The organism is Fretibacterium fastidiosum (assembly GCF_964642095.1).
Lineage (GTDB): Bacteria > Synergistota > Synergistia > Synergistales > Aminobacteriaceae > Fretibacterium > Fretibacterium fastidiosum.
Map to the genome: position 1 here is coordinate 669,001 of NZ_OZ209244.1, position 19,058 is coordinate 688,058.

The 19,058-nt window shown below is 58.0% G+C and carries 20 protein-coding genes and 1 pseudogene; 6 read left to right on the top strand and 15 right to left on the bottom strand.

The genetic code is table 11. The features are described from left to right. Positions 1-19 precede the first annotated feature (19 nt). A complete protein-coding gene (locus ACK28C_RS03045; protein ID WP_208872657.1) occupies positions 20-205 on the bottom strand; it encodes a hypothetical protein in 186 nt (61 codons plus the stop codon). Between the two features lie 86 nt (positions 206-291). On the opposite strand from ACK28C_RS03045, the pseudogene ACK28C_RS03050 reads away from it, so the two are divergent. Further along, positions 292-1,058 (top strand): annotated as a pseudogene (locus ACK28C_RS03050) (IS5 family transposase). On the opposite strand, the gene ACK28C_RS03055 reads toward ACK28C_RS03050, so the two are convergent. The 6 genes from ACK28C_RS03055 to ACK28C_RS03080 form a co-directional block, all read right to left on the bottom strand. Then, entirely contained in the window at positions 1,055-2,221 is a 1,167-nt protein-coding gene (locus ACK28C_RS03055) for a polymorphic toxin-type HINT domain-containing protein (protein ID WP_409152632.1), read from the bottom strand. The pseudogene ACK28C_RS03050 and the gene ACK28C_RS03055 sit on opposite strands and share 4 nt — an antisense overlap. A gap of 293 nt (positions 2,222-2,514) precedes the next feature. Next, complete coding sequence (locus ACK28C_RS03060) at positions 2,515-3,075, bottom strand: hypothetical protein (RefSeq protein WP_409152431.1); 561 nt, start codon at positions 3,073-3,075, stop codon at positions 2,515-2,517. A 31-nt stretch (positions 3,076-3,106) separates the two neighbouring features. Next, a complete protein-coding gene (locus ACK28C_RS03065) occupies positions 3,107-3,283 on the bottom strand; it encodes a hypothetical protein (RefSeq protein WP_409152432.1) in 177 nt (58 codons plus the stop codon). A gap of 45 nt (positions 3,284-3,328) precedes the next feature. After that, positions 3,329-4,759, bottom strand: a complete 1,431-nt coding sequence (locus ACK28C_RS03070) for an ankyrin repeat domain-containing protein (RefSeq protein WP_015556129.1) — start codon at positions 4,757-4,759, stop codon at positions 3,329-3,331. A gap of 65 nt (positions 4,760-4,824) precedes the next feature. Next, complete coding sequence (locus ACK28C_RS03075; RefSeq protein WP_208872655.1) at positions 4,825-5,295, bottom strand: DUF4279 domain-containing protein; 471 nt, start codon at positions 5,293-5,295, stop codon at positions 4,825-4,827. A 325-nt stretch (positions 5,296-5,620) separates the two neighbouring features. Next, positions 5,621-7,066: an ankyrin repeat domain-containing protein gene (locus ACK28C_RS03080; protein WP_409152433.1), complete on the bottom strand. Its 1,446-nt coding sequence runs from the start codon at positions 7,064-7,066 to the stop codon at positions 5,621-5,623. A 64-nt stretch (positions 7,067-7,130) separates the two neighbouring features. Between ACK28C_RS03080 and ACK28C_RS03085 the strand changes: the two genes are divergently transcribed. Next, positions 7,131-7,496: an IS30 family transposase gene (locus ACK28C_RS03085; protein ID WP_279369740.1), complete on the top strand. Its 366-nt coding sequence runs from the start codon at positions 7,131-7,133 to the stop codon at positions 7,494-7,496. Between the two features lie 92 nt (positions 7,497-7,588). Here ACK28C_RS03085 and ACK28C_RS03090 read toward each other — a convergent pair whose 3' ends face one another. From ACK28C_RS03090 to ACK28C_RS03105, 4 genes are all read right to left on the bottom strand, one after another. Next, positions 7,589-7,957, bottom strand: coding sequence for a hypothetical protein (locus ACK28C_RS03090; RefSeq protein WP_208872652.1), 369 nt, complete (start codon positions 7,955-7,957; stop codon positions 7,589-7,591). Between the two features lie 160 nt (positions 7,958-8,117). Continuing rightward, the gene (msrB, locus tag ACK28C_RS03095) at positions 8,118-9,215 is read right to left on the bottom strand and encodes a peptide-methionine (R)-S-oxide reductase MsrB (protein ID WP_208872651.1); all 1,098 of its coding nucleotides are present in this window, start codon (positions 9,213-9,215) and stop codon (positions 8,118-8,120) included. Positions 9,216-9,283: 68 nt separating this feature from the next. Beyond that, entirely contained in the window at positions 9,284-9,991 is a 708-nt protein-coding gene (locus ACK28C_RS03100; protein WP_015556128.1) for an NAD(P)H-hydrate epimerase, read from the bottom strand. A gap of 163 nt (positions 9,992-10,154) precedes the next feature. Further along, on the bottom strand, positions 10,155-12,161 hold the full coding sequence (locus ACK28C_RS03105; protein WP_015556127.1) for a urocanate hydratase: 2,007 nt from the start codon (positions 12,159-12,161) through the stop codon (positions 10,155-10,157). 248 nt (positions 12,162-12,409) lie between these two features. On the opposite strand from ACK28C_RS03105, the gene ACK28C_RS03110 reads away from it, so the two are divergent. The 4 genes from ACK28C_RS03110 to ACK28C_RS03125 all read left to right on the top strand — a co-directional run bounded on the left by ACK28C_RS03110 (position 12,410) and on the right by ACK28C_RS03125 (position 15,066). Beyond that, entirely contained in the window at positions 12,410-12,895 is a 486-nt protein-coding gene (locus ACK28C_RS03110) for an Rrf2 family transcriptional regulator (RefSeq protein ID WP_015556126.1), read from the top strand. A gap of 109 nt (positions 12,896-13,004) precedes the next feature. Further along, positions 13,005-14,198: a cysteine desulfurase NifS gene (gene nifS / locus ACK28C_RS03115; protein WP_015556125.1), complete on the top strand. Its 1,194-nt coding sequence runs from the start codon at positions 13,005-13,007 to the stop codon at positions 14,196-14,198. A 135-nt stretch (positions 14,199-14,333) separates the two neighbouring features. Continuing rightward, on the top strand, positions 14,334-14,747 hold the full coding sequence (gene nifU / locus ACK28C_RS03120) for a Fe-S cluster assembly scaffold protein NifU (RefSeq protein ID WP_015556124.1): 414 nt from the start codon (positions 14,334-14,336) through the stop codon (positions 14,745-14,747). A gap of 43 nt (positions 14,748-14,790) precedes the next feature. Next, positions 14,791-15,066: a hypothetical protein gene (locus ACK28C_RS03125; RefSeq protein WP_015556123.1), complete on the top strand. Its 276-nt coding sequence runs from the start codon at positions 14,791-14,793 to the stop codon at positions 15,064-15,066. Between the two features lie 128 nt (positions 15,067-15,194). Here the strand turns inward: ACK28C_RS03125 and ACK28C_RS03130 are convergent, their stop codons facing one another. The 4 genes from ACK28C_RS03130 to ACK28C_RS03145 form a co-directional block, all read right to left on the bottom strand. Beyond that, entirely contained in the window at positions 15,195-16,307 is a 1,113-nt protein-coding gene (locus tag ACK28C_RS03130; protein ID WP_015556122.1) for a M20 family metallopeptidase, read from the bottom strand. 82 nt (positions 16,308-16,389) lie between these two features. Next, complete coding sequence (locus tag ACK28C_RS03135) at positions 16,390-17,184, bottom strand: creatininase family protein (RefSeq protein WP_409152434.1); 795 nt, start codon at positions 17,182-17,184, stop codon at positions 16,390-16,392. Between the two features lie 48 nt (positions 17,185-17,232). Next, a complete protein-coding gene (locus tag ACK28C_RS03140; protein ID WP_015556121.1) occupies positions 17,233-18,762 on the bottom strand; it encodes a sodium:solute symporter family protein in 1,530 nt (509 codons plus the stop codon). Positions 18,763-18,801: 39 nt separating this feature from the next. After that, entirely contained in the window at positions 18,802-19,038 is a 237-nt protein-coding gene (locus ACK28C_RS03145; RefSeq protein WP_015556120.1) for a hypothetical protein, read from the bottom strand. Positions 19,039-19,058 lie beyond the last annotated feature (20 nt).

Below are 19,058 nucleotides of genomic sequence, written 5' to 3' on the forward strand. Positions count from 1 at the left end.
TTCTGCAAAGAAACCGCCGCTACTTCCCGTAGCGTGCCATCAGGTACTCGTCGGCGTGGACGCCGTTCTTGACGGCGGCATACCGCTTCGTCCCCTCGACGACAAACCCCAGCGACTCGTACAGGCGGACGGCCCGTCCGTTGTCCGTGAAGACCGATATCTCCACGCGCTTCAGCATCAGCCAGTTGTCTATAGTGGTCCCCATGTCAAGGACCAAAAAGAGGGGAACCTAGGGTGTGTTCACTCAAAAACATTGTCAAAAGGGTGAAGGTATGTCAAAATAGTTGCATGATGGAGATCAGCCAGGTGCAATACGAGCGTATAGCAGATTGTTTCCCTGTCCACCGAGGTAATGTCGCTTACGACAACCTTAGAGTGCTCAATGCCATTCTGTATGTCATGGAAAACGGGTGCAAATGGAGGAGGCTCCCGGAAAAGTTTGGAAACTGGCATACAATCTACATGCGCATGAGCCGCTGGTACAAGTCCGGTGTTCTGGATAAGGTTTTTGAACGCCTGTAGCACGAGCGTCTTCTCCGCATGAGGCTTGAAGCGGTGTGTTTAGACAGTTCCTGCGTCAAAGTTCATCCTGATGGGACGGGAGCTTTAAAAAAGGGGGTCCTCAATCTATCGGCAAGTCCCGTGGAGGATGGACCACCAAGATTCATCTGGTTGCCGCGGGTCCCGCTTGTCCGTTGATTTTTCATCTCTCGCCCGGCAATGCTCATGACGGTCCGGAAGGCCGCAAGTTGATAGAGCGGCTGAAGGAGTTGCTGACGCCGGGATGCAAATTGTTGATGGATAAGGCCTATTGTGGAGTGGCGACACGTCGTCTTGCGGAAGAATATGTGTTGGAGCCGGTCGTTCCGCCCAAGAGTAACGCGAAGAAGCCCTGGCCGTATGATGTAGAGCTTTACAAGAGACGGAACGAGATCGAACGTCTTTTCTGCAGGGTCAAAAGGTTTCGTCGTATTGCTACGCGGTACGATAAGTTGGATGTCATTTTCCTGGGCTTCCTGCTTTTTGCTTTTGTTGTCGACTTCTTGCTCTTGTGTTAACACAACCTAGACAATATTTGCCATCCTTTCCATCTTTCATCTCCAATCTCATCCACTATTTTCATAAGCTCCTTTCCACTATGTTCCTCAAATGGATACTTTTTTGCTGCCTCACAAGCCATTTCCTCCATCAAGTTCCTCGGCTCAGTACGGCCGGTCAAACCTCTTCCTTCTACGCATACATTATGCACCAGCACGCCGCCGGCGACGAAGTAGGAGTGGAAGTCCTCGACGTCGAGGTTGTAGACGGGGATCGGGGACTCCAGCTTCTCAAGCCTCAGTCCCGTTACAACCCCTGCATCCCCGGAGAGCGCCTGGATCGCGTCCCCAACCACCAGGTCCCCCGCCGCTACCCAGCCCTTGCCCACGACGTAGAACGGGTGGTTGGTCGTCGCATCGATGGCGCCCCGGCTCGTCTCGATGTGCAGAAGCTCGTCGTTCTCCCGGACGAGGACCTCCTTGACCGCCTTCAGCGCCCTCTCGCCGGTCTCGACGTTGTACGACCACACCCGGTCCCCGGCCTGAACCTCGTCGATGCGCTTGAACCCCGCCTCCGTCGCCACCAACGTGTCGCCGTCAAAGCAGGTTTCATGCAGCACGGCAAGGTTCAACGAAAGCTGCAGAGCGGATAACAACATTTGGGGAACGTCGTCATCCCGAACGGCTTTCAGAAAAGCCTCCAAGCTCTCGTTTGCTCCATACGCTGCAAGAGCTTTCGTAAGTATCTGCATTGCAAGATGCGATTCACAGATCCTGGAAAAGCTTGCAATTGAGACAAGCCCATTCGCTATTGCAAGCAGGACCCCTTCGGTTTTTCCCGTCAGAGCAGCCGTGACCAGTGCCGTTATTGAATACGAGACGTTGGCAACGTGGGCTGCGTTCATCAACATCTGGAATGCCAGTGCGTAGTTCAGCGTAACCGTGCCATTCAAAATGTCCAGAACAAACAGCGAACCCGTCATTTCTCCCAGCGAGAACAGCCCTGTCGGGTCGGTGTTGTTGACGGGGTTCGCGTTGGCGTACAGGTACTTGTGCAGGCTCAGCGGATCTTGCCGGTTCCCCTGGTGCGGATCCAGGCTCAGGAACGTCCCCGTCTTCGGGTCCATGTACCGCGCCCGCAGCTGATACAGCTCCGTCGTCCGGTCAAAGCGCTCGCCCGCGATTTCCGGATGCGGTTACCGCGCCAGTCGTAGCCGTACTCCTCTACCGCCACGTTCGCGCCCTCCTGCCCCGTGGCGCAATACCTTTATTTCGATTATCAAGGTGCCAGACTTTAAGATTGACATTCGTTTAATGGCAGCAAAGAAAAACAGTTGACCGTTCTGCTACGTCATTGAAATGCCTGCTTCATGAGCTTCTCTTCAATTCTTTCAGGTACTTTATCAAGAAATTAAAAGCTTTATTGTGAGACCAATATAAGTTCCCTTACAGCTAAAGCGGGGGGATACTCAATCGGTCACAACAGATCATGAATATTCTTAGCATGCTCCAGGTTTTTCCACCATTCTTTCAGCATACTTTTCTTCTCGTTTGAGATGCGATCATCCATAAGATATTCCTCGATAGGAACCACTTCTTTGACCATTTTCTTACTGTTGTTAAGTAAATGTTCCAAATCTGTAATGGTAAAATTACTGTCTGTATTTATGATGTTAGCCAATTGGCAAAATGCCTCGGTGCAAATTTGCTTGCTGCAGATATATTCAAGCTGATAGATCGCAATTTGACTATGCGCCAGTGAAATCATAAGCGATCGACGTGTGCTGCGGGACGGATACTTGATGATCTTCTGAAATACATCATCAGTAACTGCCTTGCTGCTTACATAGCATAAAAGGTTGTCAAGGAAACCAACAACTCCACATAATGAATAGCTCTTTTCTATCAGCGCTAAGAGCGTCTCTCTGTTGCTTTCCCGCCCTGCTTGCTCAAACCACTCGTCATTGTAATCATCATTAAAGAGTGCATCGCACACAACATTCATTTCCGCATCACTTAGCTTCATGATCTCTTTCAACGTTATCGATTTTACTGATCCAAGAGTTACTTTACCGAGCATAATACCACTCCTTTATCCCATCTTTAATCTGCTGTGAGTATTTATCGACAAATCTTTTTGCTTTTACGCTCAGCTTTCCAACTACTACTTCGCCTAGTTCGTCAATAGATGCAATTCGCTTTCCGCCTTCCTGAATATGAGCATGTCCCCTAGGATGATCAGGCACTCTATTCCATTGTCAAGTTGCCGATGCTTTTTTACGGCGTTTACCTTACCGGCTCGCGTTCTCCAGGCGTTTGAGCGTATCCGTCCCTTTTAACCTCTCATTCACCCTCGCATGATCAATGACCCGCTTGCCCTCATGGTCCTTCATGCTAACTTCTGCTCCAGCATCAAGTAATGTACCGATGGTCTCAACATTGGGGGTATCCCCCCACACGGAGTACATCAATGCCGTCATGCCGTTTTCGTCCTTTGCATTCACGTCCGCTCCGGCATCGAGCAATGTACGGATGACTCCGACATTGGAGGCCTCCCCCCACACGGAGTACATCAGCGCCGTCATGCCGTCCTCATCCCTCACATTCACGTCCGCTCCAGCATCGAGCAAGCTACCGATAACTTCAGCATTGGGTGCCTCTCCCCACACGGAGTACATCAGCGCCGTCATGCCGCCCTCATCCTTCACATTCACGTCCGCTCCAGCATCGAGCAATGCGCTGACAACCTCTATGCTGGGGACATCCCGCCACGCGGCATACATCAAAGCCGTCATACCATATACATTCTTTTCGTTGACATCCATGCCAGTTGCAAGCAACTCGTTGAGGAGCTGAAAGTCGGTGTCCTGCCATACGGTACGCATCAGCAGTGTCATGCATTCCACAGCCATTTTAGGGTCCTGGTATGCCTTATTGGTAGTGATCTGAGGAGTTCCTTCATGGGAATCCAGGTACTTTTTGATCGAGAGCGTCTTTCGGGCATTGCTCCTTATACACGACGCATTTTCAATGTCGGACGCGTTTCCCAATGACTCCAACATGTCTCTAGTGGCAAACATATTCCTCGACAAAGCAAGGAAACAGAGGGGGTCGTTTCTCTCATAGGCCGATTGAATCATCACGGGATCGTTTGTTATCTCAAGACACCTCAACTCAATCAGTTTTTCAACATCCGGGCGATGCTTATTGGAATAGAAATAAAACAGTATTATTTCCTTTTCCGGATCGTCCGGTTTAAGCGAGCCCAGCTGCTCCAATAACGCGTCGTAATAATATTCGCAAAGAAAACCAGCAAAGTCCTCGGCGGAATATTTGCTCTCGCCGTTAAAATCCGAAGGATAATATTCGCTTTGTCCATAATATCGCTTTGCTAATGTAAACAGCGCTTCTTCCGCATACGGAATCAGCTTCTTCAATCTCTCATCGTCAGAGCGCCTGTGCGCCAGGGAGACCAATGCAATTTTATTTTCTAAAAGATAAGCGAATACATTTTGAGTTAAAGATTTTTCTGGCAAATAATCAAGCAGGTCATTCCAAAAGGACTCCCTTTCCTTTTGTTTGTGTAACTTGGATGCAACCTTCAAGAGCAGCTCCTCGTCAACGATATCTGGCGTTATACCACAAGCATAGAGGTCGCAGTCCTCTTTATAAACCCATTGCTCGTCGTTTACAACTTGCTTCAAGTACTCCGTTAATTTCATCTCTACCGCCTTATATCTCCGGGGATCTTGGATTTACAATCCAAGGGCAACAGTAGAGGGGAAAATCATACGTCATCCTCTTCTCCCCATAAAATTAAGTCGAACCCACAATCAAGTTTCAGCGCCGACAAATTATTCATTGTTTCAGCATCTAGAGCATAGCCAATCTGATTATCTCCTGCACGTATATAAAACGTAATACGCACCTCATAATCCTTATTTTTCTGCAGTTCTGCAATGACTTCCTTTCTGGCCTTTAATGATTCTGAAAAGTCTCGAGCTTTAGTCGTAAAATCGTCGCATCCGCAAAAAGACATTTCATAGCGCCACGAGTTTATTGATATCGGGAGATTGGGGTTTCCCATAAAGAAGTCTCCCTTTTTACCAATTTTTGTATGAATTAGCCCAAGTTTTGCATCCATTTCCTCTCCAAATTCCATGTTGTTGCTATAGATTCCAAAGACTATTTCTCCCCGCAATCCGCCTTCCCTCCAAACTGATTGCGGAGAGTAGTTTTTTCCATGTGCACCGAACAAAAAAACTACTCTCCAACCTATTTATGATACCGGACCGTGACGCCCTCCCGCGACTTCCGGATGCGGTTGCCGCGCCAGTCGTAACCGTACTCCTCCACCGCCACGTTCGCGCCCTCCTGCACCGTGGCACAATACCTTTTATTCGATTGTCAAGGTACCAGGGGCCTTTCCAAGCCGCAGGCAAAGTTTTTAACGTGTCGCCGAGGCAGATTTTGTGCACTTTTCTTCCGAACCGAACGAGAGCAAGGCCAGAGTTCGCTTAACCCACACAACAACGGGTTTGAGCCTCAATAAGGCTTCACTGAAACTTAAGCTCTGCCTTGATTTACCAGCATATGCCCCACAGCCGTCTAAGCGTGTCCGTGCTCTGCAATTTTTTGTTCTCTTGCGCGTAATCAGCAGCTTGTTTCTCCTCGTCATCTTTGATGGCGATATCCGCACCGGAATCAAGCAATGTGTTCACGACCCCGTCCGAATTCCATTTCGCTGCCAGCATCAATGCCGTTAATCCCTTGTTATCCTTTATGTTAGCATCTGTTCCAGCCTCAAGCAATACTCTGACCACTTCCGGGTTCGTGTTGTCCCGCGCGGCCCACATCAGAGCCGTCCTGCCCTTCTCGTCCTTCGCCCGTATGTCCGCACCGGCATCGAGTAACCGCTTGAGGACCTCCGGGTTCGTGTTGTCCCGTGCTGCCCACATCAGAGCCGTCCTGCCCTTCTCGTCCTTCGCCCGTATGTCCGCACCGGCATCGAGTAACCGCTTGAGGACCTCCGGGTTCGTGTTGTCCCGTGCTGCCCACGTCAGAGCCGTCCTGCCCTCTTCGTCCTTCGCCCGTACGTCCGCACCGTTCTCAAGCAACAGCTTGAGAACCTCCGGGTTCGTGTTGTCCCGTGCTGCCCACATCAGAGCTGTCCTGCCCTCTTCGTCCTTCGCCCGTACGTCCGCACCGGCATCGAGCAACAGCTTGAGGACCTCCGGGTTCGTGTTGTCCCGCGCTGCCCACGTCAGAGCCGTCCTGCCCTCTTCGTCCTTCGCCCGTATGTCCGCACCGGCATCGAGCAACAGCTTGAGGACCTCCGGATTCGTGTTGTCCCGCGCTGCCCACGTCAGAGCCGTCCTGCCGAACTCGTTCTTTGCGTTAATATCCGTTCCGGCATGAAGCGCATTTTGAACTTGCTGCACCGAACCGCCTTTACAAAGACAGGCAAAATGCTCTGATTCCTTTGTAATGGCTCTTACTGGTGAGGTTGTTTGAAAGGTTCCTTCGTCTTTGTCCGCCTTATTTGTTTTACCTGATATCGTTGAGATTATTTTGTCCGCCAGACATAAAAAGTCATCTTTTTTATATCTGATTTGCGGAAAGTATTTGTGCCAGATTTCCTGCAGCCTATCTGTAAGGGCTTTCGGGTTTCTTTCTTGACACGAAAGACTATAGACATCGTTAAGCAGCGGCGAGTTATAAACATCCTCGAACAACGTATATCGTCCCTCGGTCCATTCGGTAAAACATTGCGCCAGATTGTCTAAATCAGAGTAGATATCGTCTACGTTACAAAAACCACCCCGCCATTCCGCATTCGCATCCACTCTGTATGAGTCGATGACGAAACAGGACAGCGGATATTTTGAAAAGCCACTCAGATCTTTATAGTATTGTATAGCCGCTTTGGCTTTTGCCTCGCTTGAATATATCCCCAGGGTTTTGAGCTCCTCATGCTCGTTCTCGTCACCATACTCATAGATGTGGTATAACAGATATACAATAGACAAATGGGCTCCTCCTTATCCAAACAATAACAGCCAGTGAAGGACATTCTAAGCCTTCCTCCAAAAGATAGAGGACAAGACGGCGGCTGCTGTTCAGGCCGCCCTGATCCGTCTGCTCGAGGGGGTGGAGTGCCGCAGCCTGACGACAGACAACGGAAAGGAGTTTGCGCGACACAAGGAAGTATCCGCTGCCTTGGGGGTCCCTGTGTACTTCGCCCATCCCCACAGCCCCTGGGAGCGTGGTACGAATGAAAACACGAACGGACTCATTTGCGAGTATTTGCCCAAGGGAATCGACTTCCGAGAGGTTCGGAACGACGATGTTCTGCGGATTGTAGAACAGCTGAACAACCGTCCCAGAAAGTGTCTCGGCTTTCGTACCCCTAATGAGGCCTTTTTCAATTTACCTGTTGCTTTTGGCTTGACAATCTAGCATCTTTATCTCCCCATCGCTCTCCTACCATGCTCGGCCAGCACAGCCACAACTTTATCGGAAACCGATGGATTTAAACTTGACGTTAGAAATTAAATTTCAACTATATCGTTTAAAAGCATCTTGGCTTTCTTGTAAGATGGATTTACTTTCAATATGGACTGAAGGATCTCCTTCGCTTTAGCAGTATTGCCATTACGTTTTAGTTGCTCTGCAAAGATATACGCAGTTTTGTTGTTTCTAGAATTTGCGTCAAAGGCTAATTCAATATACTTGAGAGCCATATTAATCGATCCAAGTTTTTGATAGCAAAGCGATATTTTCTCTAATGTTTTGAAGTGCTTGTCTAGCATAAGCGATTTCTGAAACAATTTAAGCGCTTCGCTGACATTTTTACATTCAAGCAGTGTGCAAGCTGCCAAATAATAACTATAAGCGCGGTCCATACCATTATCATTCATATATTTTTACCTGAAGACGAAAAACTTCAATGTATTAAGTAATTATGAGGCCTGTGATTTTGCAATAAGCCGTTATACTTAAAACTCGCAATGTGAAAAACTCCCAGGATTTGATGAAGAGGGGCGGGCGCTTCAGCGCCCGCCCCTCTCGATTTTCGTCCTACTTCAGCTTCAGCAGGCGCTCCGGTATGTGGCAGTAGCCACCCGGATTCTTGTCCAGGTACTTCTGATGGAATTCCTCCGCCCGCGAGAAGTTGTCGATGGGCAGCACCTCCACCGCGAGCGCCTTCCCCTCCTTCTCCTCAACTGCGGCGCAGGCCTCGCGGATGGCCTCCTGTTGCGCGGGGTCCGTGTAGTAGATTCCCGTCCGGTACTGCCGGCCGTAGTCCCCTCCCTGATGGTCCCTGGAGAAGGGATCGATCGCCATGAAGTAGTGCTCCAGAAGGCGCCGCAGCGGGAGCTTCGCCTCGTCATAGAGGACTTTCACCGTCTCCGCGTGCCCCGTATTCTCCCTGCAGACCTGCTGGTAGGTTGGCTCCACGCCGTTTCCGTTGGCGTAACCCACCTCCGTCTCCACCACCCCGTCGAACTGGTCCAGGAACTTCTGCATCCCCCAGAAGCAGCCGCCCGCCAGGTAGACGATCCGGACGTCCTTCCCGTGTCCCGCAGCCTCCTCCGCCGCTGTCTCCGCCGGCCACAGCTCCCGCTTCAGGCGGCCCAGCCCCGCGGCCTCCATCCCGTCAAAGGGGATGAAGCGAAGCGCCGCGGAGTTGATGCAGAACCTCTTTCCGCCCCGCTCCGCCGGGCCGTCCTCGAAGACGTGCCCGAGGTGGGAGTCCGCGCCCGCGCTCCGAACCTCGACGCGCGTCATCCCGTGGGACGAGTCGCCCCGCAGGGACACCGCCTCCGGCGCGATGCTCTTGGAAAAGGCGGGCCAGCCGCACCCGGAGTCGAACTTGTCCTTGGAGGAGAACAGGGGCTTCCCGCTCACGACGTCCACGTAGACGCCCTTCTCGAAGAAATGGTCGTACTCCCCGCTGAAGGCCATCTCCGTCGCGGAGTTCTGGGTGACGTTCCAGGCCAGGTCCCCGATCCGCTGCCTCAGCTCCTCCTTGCTCTCTCCATTCGTCCTGCTCTCCACGGATTCCATCTCCCCGTTTCCTCGCTGCTTTTCAGGCGCTCCGTTCGCTCCCCGCACGGCCAGGACGGCAACGCAGGACAGACAGAACAGGAACAACGCAAAACCCTTACGACTCAACAGAACACAACACCTCCAAAAAACTGTTTGAAACGCCCTGAGTCGGCCGGACCGGACGGCCCACCGGCTCAGGGAATTCCCACGTAGGCCACGACGACGTCGCCGGCGTACTGCGGCGCCAGGTCAAGGCAGGGCTTCACCCGATGGAAGGTGACGGTCTTGTGCGCGCACACCGCCGCGCCCAGGACCTCTCCCGTGTCGGCGTCAACGCCCGACGGGACATCCACGGACACGATGTGGAGGGCGTACCGGTTCATCGCCTCGATGGCACGCCGAGGAAGGCCCTCCACGGGGCGGTTCAGGCCGATGCCGAACATCGCGTCAATGCAGGTTTCGCAGCCCTTCAGGGCGTACTCGAAGTCCTTGAAGCTCTCGTCCGTCAGCGCGTAGATCGACTCCGGGGACATCCTTCTCATGATCTCCAGGTTCGTCCTGAAGTCCGCGGACCCGCCCTCGGGGTCGCCGACCAGGTAGACGCGGACGTCGCGCCCCAGAAGGCACAGGTGCCGCGCCACGGCCAGGCCATCGCCTCCGTTGCCCCCCGGCGCGCAGACCACAGCGAACGCGCTGTAGTCCTCCACCTCGTGCACCACCGCCAGGGCGGCGTTCTCCATCAGGAGGAGGCTGGGAATGCCGAACTTCTTGACGGCGCGCTCCTCCATCCGGCGCATCTTCTCGCGCCCGACCGTCTCCGGAGAGCTCACGCCGCGGTAGACCACCTCACGGATCAAACTCTCGCCCGCCAGCTCCTCCACTCCAAAACCCTCTACGATCATCGTGTCATTTCTCCCATCTCAGGGGGCCAGGCCGCCGGGCCCCGCCCCTGCGCCGCATCCACCGTACAAACCCATGCGCCGCGCCTCGTGGGGCCTATTATATCAAAAGGGGTCGGGCAGACCCCGACCCCTCCTCAATTTAGGCGTTCCTGCGGACGAGCCTCTAGTCCTTTGCCACGAGGTCCTTCAGGTAGTCCATGTCCGCCAAGTACGGCAGGGTGATGTGCTCCCCCGTGCGCTTTTTGTTGAACTCGGCCGACGTCTCGAGCGCCGCCTCGTTCCGGGCCCAGGCCCGACGCGCCACGCCGCCCATGACGTCCCAGCTCATCGCGCTTCGGATGACGTCGTCCACGCGGAAGGAGCCGTCCAGCACCAGGCCGAAGCCGCCGTTGATCGCCCGGCCGATGCCCACGCCGCCGCCGTTGTGCAGCGCCACGAGGCTCATGCCGCGCGCCGCGTTGCCCGCAAAGCACTGCACCGCCATGTCCGCCATGACGTTGCTGCCGTCCTTGATGTTGGCCGTCTCCCGGAAGGGCGAGTCCGTCCCCGACACGTCGTGGTGGTCGCGGCCCAGCATCACCGGCCCGATCTCCCCGTTGCGCACCATCTCGTTGAACTTCAGCGCGATGCGCACGCGCCCCTCCGCATCCTGATACAGGATGCGGCATTGGGTCCCCACCACGAGAGCGTTCTTCTCCGCGTCCCGGATCCAGACCCAGTTGTCCTTGTCCTGCTGACGGCGCTCCGGGTCGATGCAGTCCATGGCCGCTCGATCCGTCCTCCGCAGGTCCTCCGGGTCGCGGGACAGACAGCACCAGCGGAAGGGTCCGTAGCCGTAGTCGAACAGCATGGGCCCCATGATGTCCTCCACGTAGCTCGGGAAGATGAAGCCGTCGTAGGTGTCCTTGCCGTTCTTCGCGATCTCGGTGACGCCCGCGTCGAACACCGTGCGCAGGAAGGCGTTGCCGTAGTCGAAGAAGTACGTTCCGCGGTCCACCAGCGTCTTGATCAAATGGAAATGGCGCTTCAGCGTCTCGTCCACCAGCGTGCGGTACCGCGCCGGGTCCTCCTTCAGGAGGCGCGTGCGCTCCTCGAACGTGATGCCCGCCGGGCAGTAGCCCCCGTCGTAGGCCGCGTGGCAGCTGGTCTGATCGGAGAGCAGGTCGATGCCGATGCCCTGGTCCACGGCGTACTGAAGCAGGTCCACCACGTTGCCGTGGAAGGCGATGGAGTGGACATCGTCCTTCTTCATCTGCTCCCGGGCCCGGTCAAAGGCCTCCTTCGGCGTCCGGCAGACCTCCTGCACCCAGCCCTGATCGTGGCGCGTCCGGATGCGGGACTCGTCCACCTCCGCCGTGATGGAGACGCAGCCCGCGATGTCCGCGGCCTTGGGCTGTGCGCCGCTCATGCCGCCCAGGCCCGACGTGACGAAGAGCCGCCCCTTCAGCACGTCCGGCTTGTTGCCGAACTTCTTTCGCCCGGCGTTGAGCACCGTGTTGAACGTGCCGTGCACGATGCCCTGAGGGCCGATGTACATCCAGCCGCCCGCGGTCATCTGGCCGTAGTTCGCCACGCCGAGCTGCATGGCGCGGTGCCACTCCTCCTGATTGTCGAAGAGCCCCACCATCAGGGCGTTGGTGACGACTACCCGCGGCGCCTCCGGCCTGGAGCGGAAGAGCCCCAGGGGGTGCCCCGACTCCACCACCAGCGTCTGGTCCTGGGTCAGGTTTTCCAGGTACCTTTTGATGAGGAGGTACTGCATCCAGTTCTGACACACCTGCCCCGTCTCGCCGTAGGTGACCAGCTCGTAGGGGTAGAGCGCCACGTCGAAGTCCAGGTTGTTGTCGATCATCACCTGGAAGGCGCGCCCCTCCGCAGAGCGCCCCCGGTACTCGCCGATGGGTTTGCCCCACAGTTTGCCCTCGGGGCGGAAGCGGTAGCCGTAGATGCGGCCCCGGGTGCGCAGCTCCTCCAGAAACTCCGGCGCAAGCTCCCGATGAAAGCGCTCCGGGATGTAGCGCAGCGCGTTGGCCAGGGCCAGCACCGTCTCCTTCTCGTTCAGGGTGTACCCCCGGTCCGGCGCGCGGCGGTACTGCGGGTCGAACTTCGGGAGCGCAGGAAGCCCGTCGGGAAAGTCCAGCGACAACGTTACCCTCTCGTCCACAGCCATACAAAAGCATCTCCTCTCGATTGGATCGGGTCGGTTGAACGGCAGCCCAGCGACCCGAAAGATCACTTTAGCTTATTAACAAAGCGCTTTCAAGGGTTCAGGCGTTTTTACCGGTTTTTATAACTATAGCATGTCATATAAAAAAACGGACATGCGAAAGCGCCAAAATACGTCAAACGCATGACGTTTCAAATCTTGATGGGCTTAATACGATATGTTATGCTTTGCGGAAGAAGGGAGATGACGCAATGAAGCTGTCAACCACGACCCGATACGGACTGAGAGCGCTGACGGACCTCTGCGTTCAGCAGCAGGACGCGCCGGTTTCCGTCAGCGATATCGCGCGGCGTCAAAGCATCCCGGTAAACTACCTCGAACAGCTCTTCGCAAAGCTGCGCCGCAGCAACATCCTGAAGAGCGTTCGAGGGGCTCAGGGCGGCTATCTCCTTGCACGTCCGGCGAAGGAGATCACGCTGTCGGAGGTCATCGCCGCGCTGGGCGAGGAGATCCTCTTCGGCTCCTGTCAGAGCGAAAAGGGCTGTGCGAACGCCGCCACCTGCTCGACCTTCGACCTGTGGAACAGGCTGCGTATCTCCATCGACGGCATTCTGGACGGCACGACCCTGGAGGACCTCGCCAAAAAGGACAGGACGCTCCGGGCAAGAAAGACGGTGGACCCGCTGCGGCGCGCCGCCGTGGCGCGCGCGTTGAAGCATCAGGAGATCCGCCCATAGGCGCGCGGGACGGGAGTGGTCCCGCCCCTTGCAGCGGGTGGAGACGGTCGAAAAACCAGGATGGACTGCGGGGCGCACCAGTGGACCTGCGGAAGGGAGGCTCTGCGCTATGAAGAGCGTTTACATGGATCACGCGGCGACGACGCCCACGGACCCCCAGGTCCTGGAGGCGATGACGCCCTATTTCACGGAAGTCTACGGCAACCCGTCCTCCGTCTACTCCCTCTCCCGTGGGAGCCGGGCAGCCATCGAAAAGGCCAGGGAACAGGTGGCGGCCGCGCTCTCCGCGGACCCGTCGGAGGTCTACTTCACCGCCAGCGGCACCGAGGCGGACAACTGGGCCTTGAAGGGCACGATGGAGCGGATGCGCGCCCAGGGCAAGGACCACCTGATCACGACCCAAATCGAACACCACGCCGTCCTCCACACGGCGGCCTACCTGGAGAAGGTGGAGGGCCTCACGGTCACCTACCTGCCCGTGGACCCCGATGGGCGGGTGAGCGCCTCGGACCTGAAGGACGCCCTGACGGACCGGACGGGACTGGTTTCCGTGATGTTCGCCAACAACGAGGTGGGGACCATCCAGCCCATCGGGGAGATCGGCGCCCTGTGCCGCGAGCGCGGCATCCCGTTCCACACGGACGCCGTGCAGGCGGCGGCCCAGCTGGACATCGACGTCCGGGCGCTGAACATCGACATGCTCTCCCTGTCCGCGCACAAGATGTACGGCCCTAAGGGGACGGGGGCCTTTTACCTGAGAAAGGGCCTGCGCCTGGAGAACTTCATGCACGGCGGCGCCCAGGAGCACGGGCGGCGCGCCAGCACGGAGAACACCGCGGGCATCGTGGGGCTGGGGGCGGCCATTCTCCTCATGAAGTCCCGGCTCTCTCAGGACAGGCCCCGCATCGTCTCCCTGAGGGACCGACTGATCGACGGCGTCCTGACGAAGGTCCCCCACGCGAAGCTGAACGGCGCCCGGGGCGGGCTTCGCCTGCCCAACAACGCGAACTTCAGCTTCATCGGCGTCGAGGGCGAGACGCTCCTGCTGGACCTGGACGCGAAGGGCATCTACGCCTCCACGGGCAGCGCCTGTTCCTCCGAGTCCCTGGACCCGTCCCACGTGCTGCTGGCCCTGGGCCTGTCCCACGAGATGGCCCACGGCTCCCTGCGCCTGACGCTTGGGCGGGAGACGACGGACGAGGACATCGACTACGTGTTGGACGTGCTGCCGAAGATCGTGGCCCGGCGCCGCGAGATGTCCCCCCTGTGGGAGGACTACCTCAAGGGGGTCGGCGAGCCGTAGACCGAGGCGAGGGCGCCTCCCCGTCATGGGAAACTCAAGCCCCGTTTCGTTCCATGTCTTTAACGTTTGCCGGAAATTCTTTCGTTCCCGGAGAGAATGAGATACAATAAGAGCACCCTTTCTGGAGGGGATAGCATGGCACTGGATTACAGTCAGAAGGTGATGGATCACTTCACCAATCCGCGCAACGTGGGCGAGCTCAAGGACGCGGATGGGGTGGGTGAGGCGGGGAACCCCAGGTGCGGGGACATCATGAAGATCTACCTGAAGGTGAACGACCGGAACGTCATCGAGGACGTGAAGTTCAAGACGTTCGGGTGCGCGTCGGCCATCGCCTCGTCGAGCATGGCGACCGAGCTCATCAAGGGCAAGACCATCGACGAGGCCTGGGACATGACCAATCAGGCCGTAGCCGAGGCGCTTGACGGACTTCCACCCGTCAAGATGCACTGTTCGGTCCTGGCGGAGGAGGCCATTCACGCCGCGCTGAACGACTACCGAACGAAGCACGGAATGGCGGCCATTCCGATGGAAAAGCACGACGACTAGCCGCCTCGGGGGACCGCGGGCGCCGCTGACAAGGAGGTACCGGATGAAAAACATCTCGAGCGTCATCGTGGAGTACCTTGAGAGGACCATGCTGAACAAGGGGCTGGTGTTGTACGTGTCCGACGAGGGCAAGTACATGGCCATGGACGAGAGCTTCAACATCCGATTCAAGTTCGATCTCGAATTTTCGGACAGAGCCTTCGTCTGCCACACCCTGATCCACAACGAGGGGGAGCTACAGCTCTGCCATTCCGTCAACATCGCATGGACCAACGGCAAGGCCATTCGAGATTTCTTTCAATACCTTCAGGAGTTGTAGCATGTTTCGCGTCGCCTCCTTTGAGCGACACGAAAGCCCTACGCACAAGGCAGCGCCCGGCGTTAAGCCGGGCGCTGCCTTGTGCTTTCACAGGCGCCTCCTTGAACGAGAAGGCGTTTTTCCGGCGGCTACGCGCCCCGGTAGACCTCGCGGAACACGTCCACCGCCGTCTCGAGGATGCGGTCGTTGAAGTCGTACTCCGGCGTGTGCAGCGCGGGCCAGTTCGCGCCGTTTCCGACGTAGAAGATGGCGCCGGGACACCGCTTCGTGTAGTGGCCGAAGTCCTCCGACGCGCGCCAGGGGGCCTCCATCCAAACGACCGGACATCCCAGCCGCCCGGCCGCCGCCTCGACCCTGGCAACGCAGCCGGCGTCGCTCACCGTCGCCGGGAAGGGGTCCGAGACGTCGAATCCCACCTCCAGGCCCTCCGCCGCAGCCAGGGCGATGGCCCGACCCCGCACCTCCGCCTCGAAGGCCTCCATCTCCGCCTCGTCGTCAGCCCTCAGCGTCATGGACGCCGTGCCCTCGCCCGGCGAGATGCCGAAGTCCCGCCGGCCCACCGACAGGTTGACGACCGTGGCCAGCACCATCCCCCGATGGGGGCGCGCCAACAGGGTTCTCACCTCCGTCACCAGGGCCGCCAGGGCGAAGGCCGGGTTGTTCCCCTTCTCCGGCTCGCTGGCGTGGGACCGACGGCCCGTCATGCGAACGGTGAGCCCCCTGGACGCGCACTGGCACAGGCCGTTCCGCAGGATGACGCTGCCCTCCGGATAGCCGCTCAGGTTGTGGAAGGCGTAGACCTCCGAGACGTGCCGCTCCGGCAGCAGGGCTGCCGCAGCGGCCCCTCCCTGTCCCGTCTCCTCCGCCTGCTGGAAGATCAGGTAGACGGACCGGGGGCACTCCATGGCCTCCAGCTCCAGGGCCAGGCCACAGAGGGCGGCGCTGTGCCCGTCGTGGCCGCACTTGTGCGAGACGCCCGGACTCTGCGACGCATGGGGGAGCGAGATGGTCTCCGGGATCGGCAGGGCGTCCATGTCCGCGCGGAAGGCGACGGCAGGCGTCCCCTCCCGGTATCGGGAGGCGTAGAACCACCCGCCGCAGTCCACCACCGCAAGCGTCGTGTTCGCCCCGATGAAGTCCATCAGGCGCCGCTTCGTCCAGCCCTCGTGCATCGAGAGCTCCGGGTGCGCGTGCAGCTCGTGGCGCAGCTCCACAATCTTCTTCAGGTTCTTCCCGTCCATTTCGTCGCATCCCTCCCTGGGGCGTGTTCCGGCCCCGCAACAGGGCACGCCGCTATTATACGCGAAACTGCCCGGGGACGGCTCACGCCTCCTTGCGGCCCACGCTGAGGTCGATCTTCGAGAACTCTTCGATAAAGCGGACCGTGTAGTCCACCACGGCGTCGACGATGGCCTGTCCCGTCTCCCGGCTGGCGCGGCTTGGACTGTCGTCGTAGCCCGCGTCGCCCGACGGGATCGAGTCCTTGGCGTTGCGGATCATCTTCACCGTAGCGCCCTCGAAGAGGACGTTGTGGATGTGGACGTTACGGAGCGCGTCGCTGAAGTGGACGACCTCGCTCGCAAAACAGTCTTCGGGGTGCACCCAGTCCGGCCTCACCGCCATGGCCGCGGAGGCCTCGATGCCGCCGCCGTGGCCGCACTTCCACTCCGCCTTCATCTCCGCGCAGGTCACCCACCAGTCGATCTGGGCCGCCTGACCTCCGCGCTGGTACAGGTAGAGCGCCGCCGTGCTCAGCGCGGGCCAGTTGCCGCCGTGGCCGTTGAAGAACAGCACGCGCCGCACGCCGCAACTCAGCACGGCGTCCACGATGCCCTTGAGCACGCCCGTGAGGGCCTCCTCGCCGATGTCCACCGTGCCGGGGAAGGCCTTCAACGCCGGGCTGACGCCGTAGGGCATCGTGGGGAGGACGAGCACCTTGTCCGGCAGCCTGGCCTCGATCGTGGACGCCATGGACTCCGGAATAATGTAGTCCGTCCCAAGGGGGCCGATGGGGCCGTGTTCCTCCAGGTTGCCGATGGGCAGCAGGGCGACGATCCCCTCCCCGTGCTTCGCCGTGAGCTCGCTGGCCTTTTTCCACGAATAGGACGCTAAATACATGAAGTCGCTTCCTTTCTCGATACAGACAGGTTAAAACGGATTCGCCTCTCAGCCGAAATGACGCTTCAGCGTCGCCTCCGAAACCGGCTTCGTCACAAGGCTGACGAGCACCGTGACGATCATCGCCACGACCCACGTGGGGATCAGGGCGTTGAAGCCGAAGGTGTAGCCCTTCAGGGTCGAGGATATCTCCACCAGGCCGCCCAGCCCGATCTTCTCCAGGATCTGGGGTGAGGCCGAGAGCGGGATGTAGAGCAGCACGCCGGTCAGGATGCCCAGGACGGCCCCCGCACTCGTCGTCCGCTTCCAGTAGAGCCCCAGGAGGACGGGTGTCGCCCAGATCGTCAGGCCGCCAAAGGAGAAGATGATGATGTCGAAGATGGCGCTGGGGCGCCAGATTCCGAACAGGATGGCGACGACCCCGAACACGCAGGTCACGACGCGGGAGAGCCTCAGGATCTCCGCGTCCGAGGCGTTTCGGTTCATCAGGTTCTGATAGATGTCCCTCGAGATGCCGCCCGAGGACACGACCAGCAGGCTGTCGATCGTGGACATGCCCGCCGCCATGATCCCAGCGATCATCAGGGACGCGAAGACGGGGGACACGCCCTTCTGAAGGATCAGGGGCACGATGAAGTCCATCTGCTTCCCTTCGAGGCCGGGGACCGAGACGATGCCCAGGACGCCGACCCACTCGATGAGCGTGGCGGACACCCACATGCCGAGCGTCCCCAGGATGACCGCCTTGAACATGACCTTGTAGTTCTTCATCGTAAAGAACTTCGTCGCAAGCGTCGGGCTTCCGATGTTGAAGAAGCTCCACATGACCACCATCGAGACGAGAGCGGGCCAGGGGTAGGCGCCCGTTGCGCCGGGGTGGGCCATGTAGGCGGGGTTCAGCTCAAACAGCTTTGCGTTGATGGCCTCGAGGCCGCCGCCCATGTCGAGAGCCACGAAGAACGTCACGACCGCCGTGACGACCATCAGAAGTCCCTGGATGACGTCCGTCAGCATGGCTCCGCGGATGCCGCCGCTCATGCAGTAGACGATGACGATGAGCCCCGTCGCGACGACGCCGACCCACTCCGGGTATCCCGTAAACGTGTTGAAGATGATGCCCGCGCCGATGATCTGCGCCCCCATCATCGGGACCATGAAGAACACCATCAGGACCGCCTGAAGGCCGCGGAGCAGGTTGGACTCGTAACGGTCACCCAGGTAGTCCGCCATCGTCATGAACCCCTGCTCGTGCCCCAGCTTGATCAGCTTCCTGCCCACGACCAGAGCGGGGATGATCATGCTGAACACCAGGCCGGGGACGGAGACCGTCAATCCGGGGTACCCTTGCCGGTAGCACGCGGCGGGAACCCCCATAAACGTGCTCATGCTGTATTGCGTCGCAAAGTAGGCGATGCCGCTGACGATCGCGCCGGCCTTGCCGCCCATGACGAAGAACTCCTTCAGCGATTTCGTCTCACGCGCCGAATAGAAGCCGATCAGGGCCATGATCAGAAAGTACCCGCCCAGGACGAGAAAGAACGTCCCCGTGGCAGGCACCAACATCGTGCTGACGTCCATTTGCAAAATCCTCCTTAGCTTTGAAGGAAACGCGGACCCCTAGTCCTCCGTTCCAAACGCCCGATACTCTTCGCGTCCCATCGCCTGCCAGTAGAACAGCAGGATCAGGACCATGACGGCCACCGTGAGCCAGAACCAGCCCACCATGAAGAGCGGCAGCCCCTTCCACGACGGAACGTACTCCGTGGAGTAGAAGCACTTGACCGGCAGCATCACGACGACGTACGCCGCCAGAAAAACACAGGACCACCTTGTCTCAAATGCGTTATCCCACATTCCCATACCTCATGCGCCTG

Excerpts from the sequence above, each read along its gene's own strand:
- ACK28C_RS03045 (WP_208872657.1), bottom strand. The coding sequence starts at position 205 with ATGGGGACCACTATAGACAACTGGCTGATGCTGAAGCGCGTGGAGATA.
- ACK28C_RS03070 (WP_015556129.1), bottom strand. The coding sequence starts at position 4,759 with ATGAAATTAACGGAGTACTTGAAGCAAGTTGTAAACGACGAGCAATGG.
- ACK28C_RS03090 (WP_208872652.1), bottom strand. The coding sequence starts at position 7,957 with ATGAATGATAATGGTATGGACCGCGCTTATAGTTATTATTTGGCAGCT.
- ACK28C_RS03100 (WP_015556128.1), bottom strand. The coding sequence starts at position 9,991 with ATGATCGTAGAGGGTTTTGGAGTGGAGGAGCTGGCGGGCGAGAGTTTG.
- ACK28C_RS03105 (WP_015556127.1), bottom strand. The coding sequence starts at position 12,161 with ATGGCTGTGGACGAGAGGGTAACGTTGTCGCTGGACTTTCCCGACGGG.
- ACK28C_RS03110 (WP_015556126.1), top strand. The coding sequence starts at position 12,410 with ATGAAGCTGTCAACCACGACCCGATACGGACTGAGAGCGCTGACGGAC.
- nifS (WP_015556125.1), top strand. The coding sequence starts at position 13,005 with ATGAAGAGCGTTTACATGGATCACGCGGCGACGACGCCCACGGACCCC.
- nifU (WP_015556124.1), top strand. The coding sequence starts at position 14,334 with ATGGCACTGGATTACAGTCAGAAGGTGATGGATCACTTCACCAATCCG.
- ACK28C_RS03125 (WP_015556123.1), top strand. The coding sequence starts at position 14,791 with ATGAAAAACATCTCGAGCGTCATCGTGGAGTACCTTGAGAGGACCATG.
- ACK28C_RS03130 (WP_015556122.1), bottom strand. The coding sequence starts at position 16,307 with ATGGACGGGAAGAACCTGAAGAAGATTGTGGAGCTGCGCCACGAGCTG.
- ACK28C_RS03135 (WP_409152434.1), bottom strand. The coding sequence starts at position 17,184 with ATGTATTTAGCGTCCTATTCGTGGAAAAAGGCCAGCGAGCTCACGGCG.
- ACK28C_RS03140 (WP_015556121.1), bottom strand. The coding sequence starts at position 18,762 with ATGGACGTCAGCACGATGTTGGTGCCTGCCACGGGGACGTTCTTTCTC.
- ACK28C_RS03145 (WP_015556120.1), bottom strand. The coding sequence starts at position 19,038 with ATGTGGGATAACGCATTTGAGACAAGGTGGTCCTGTGTTTTTCTGGCG.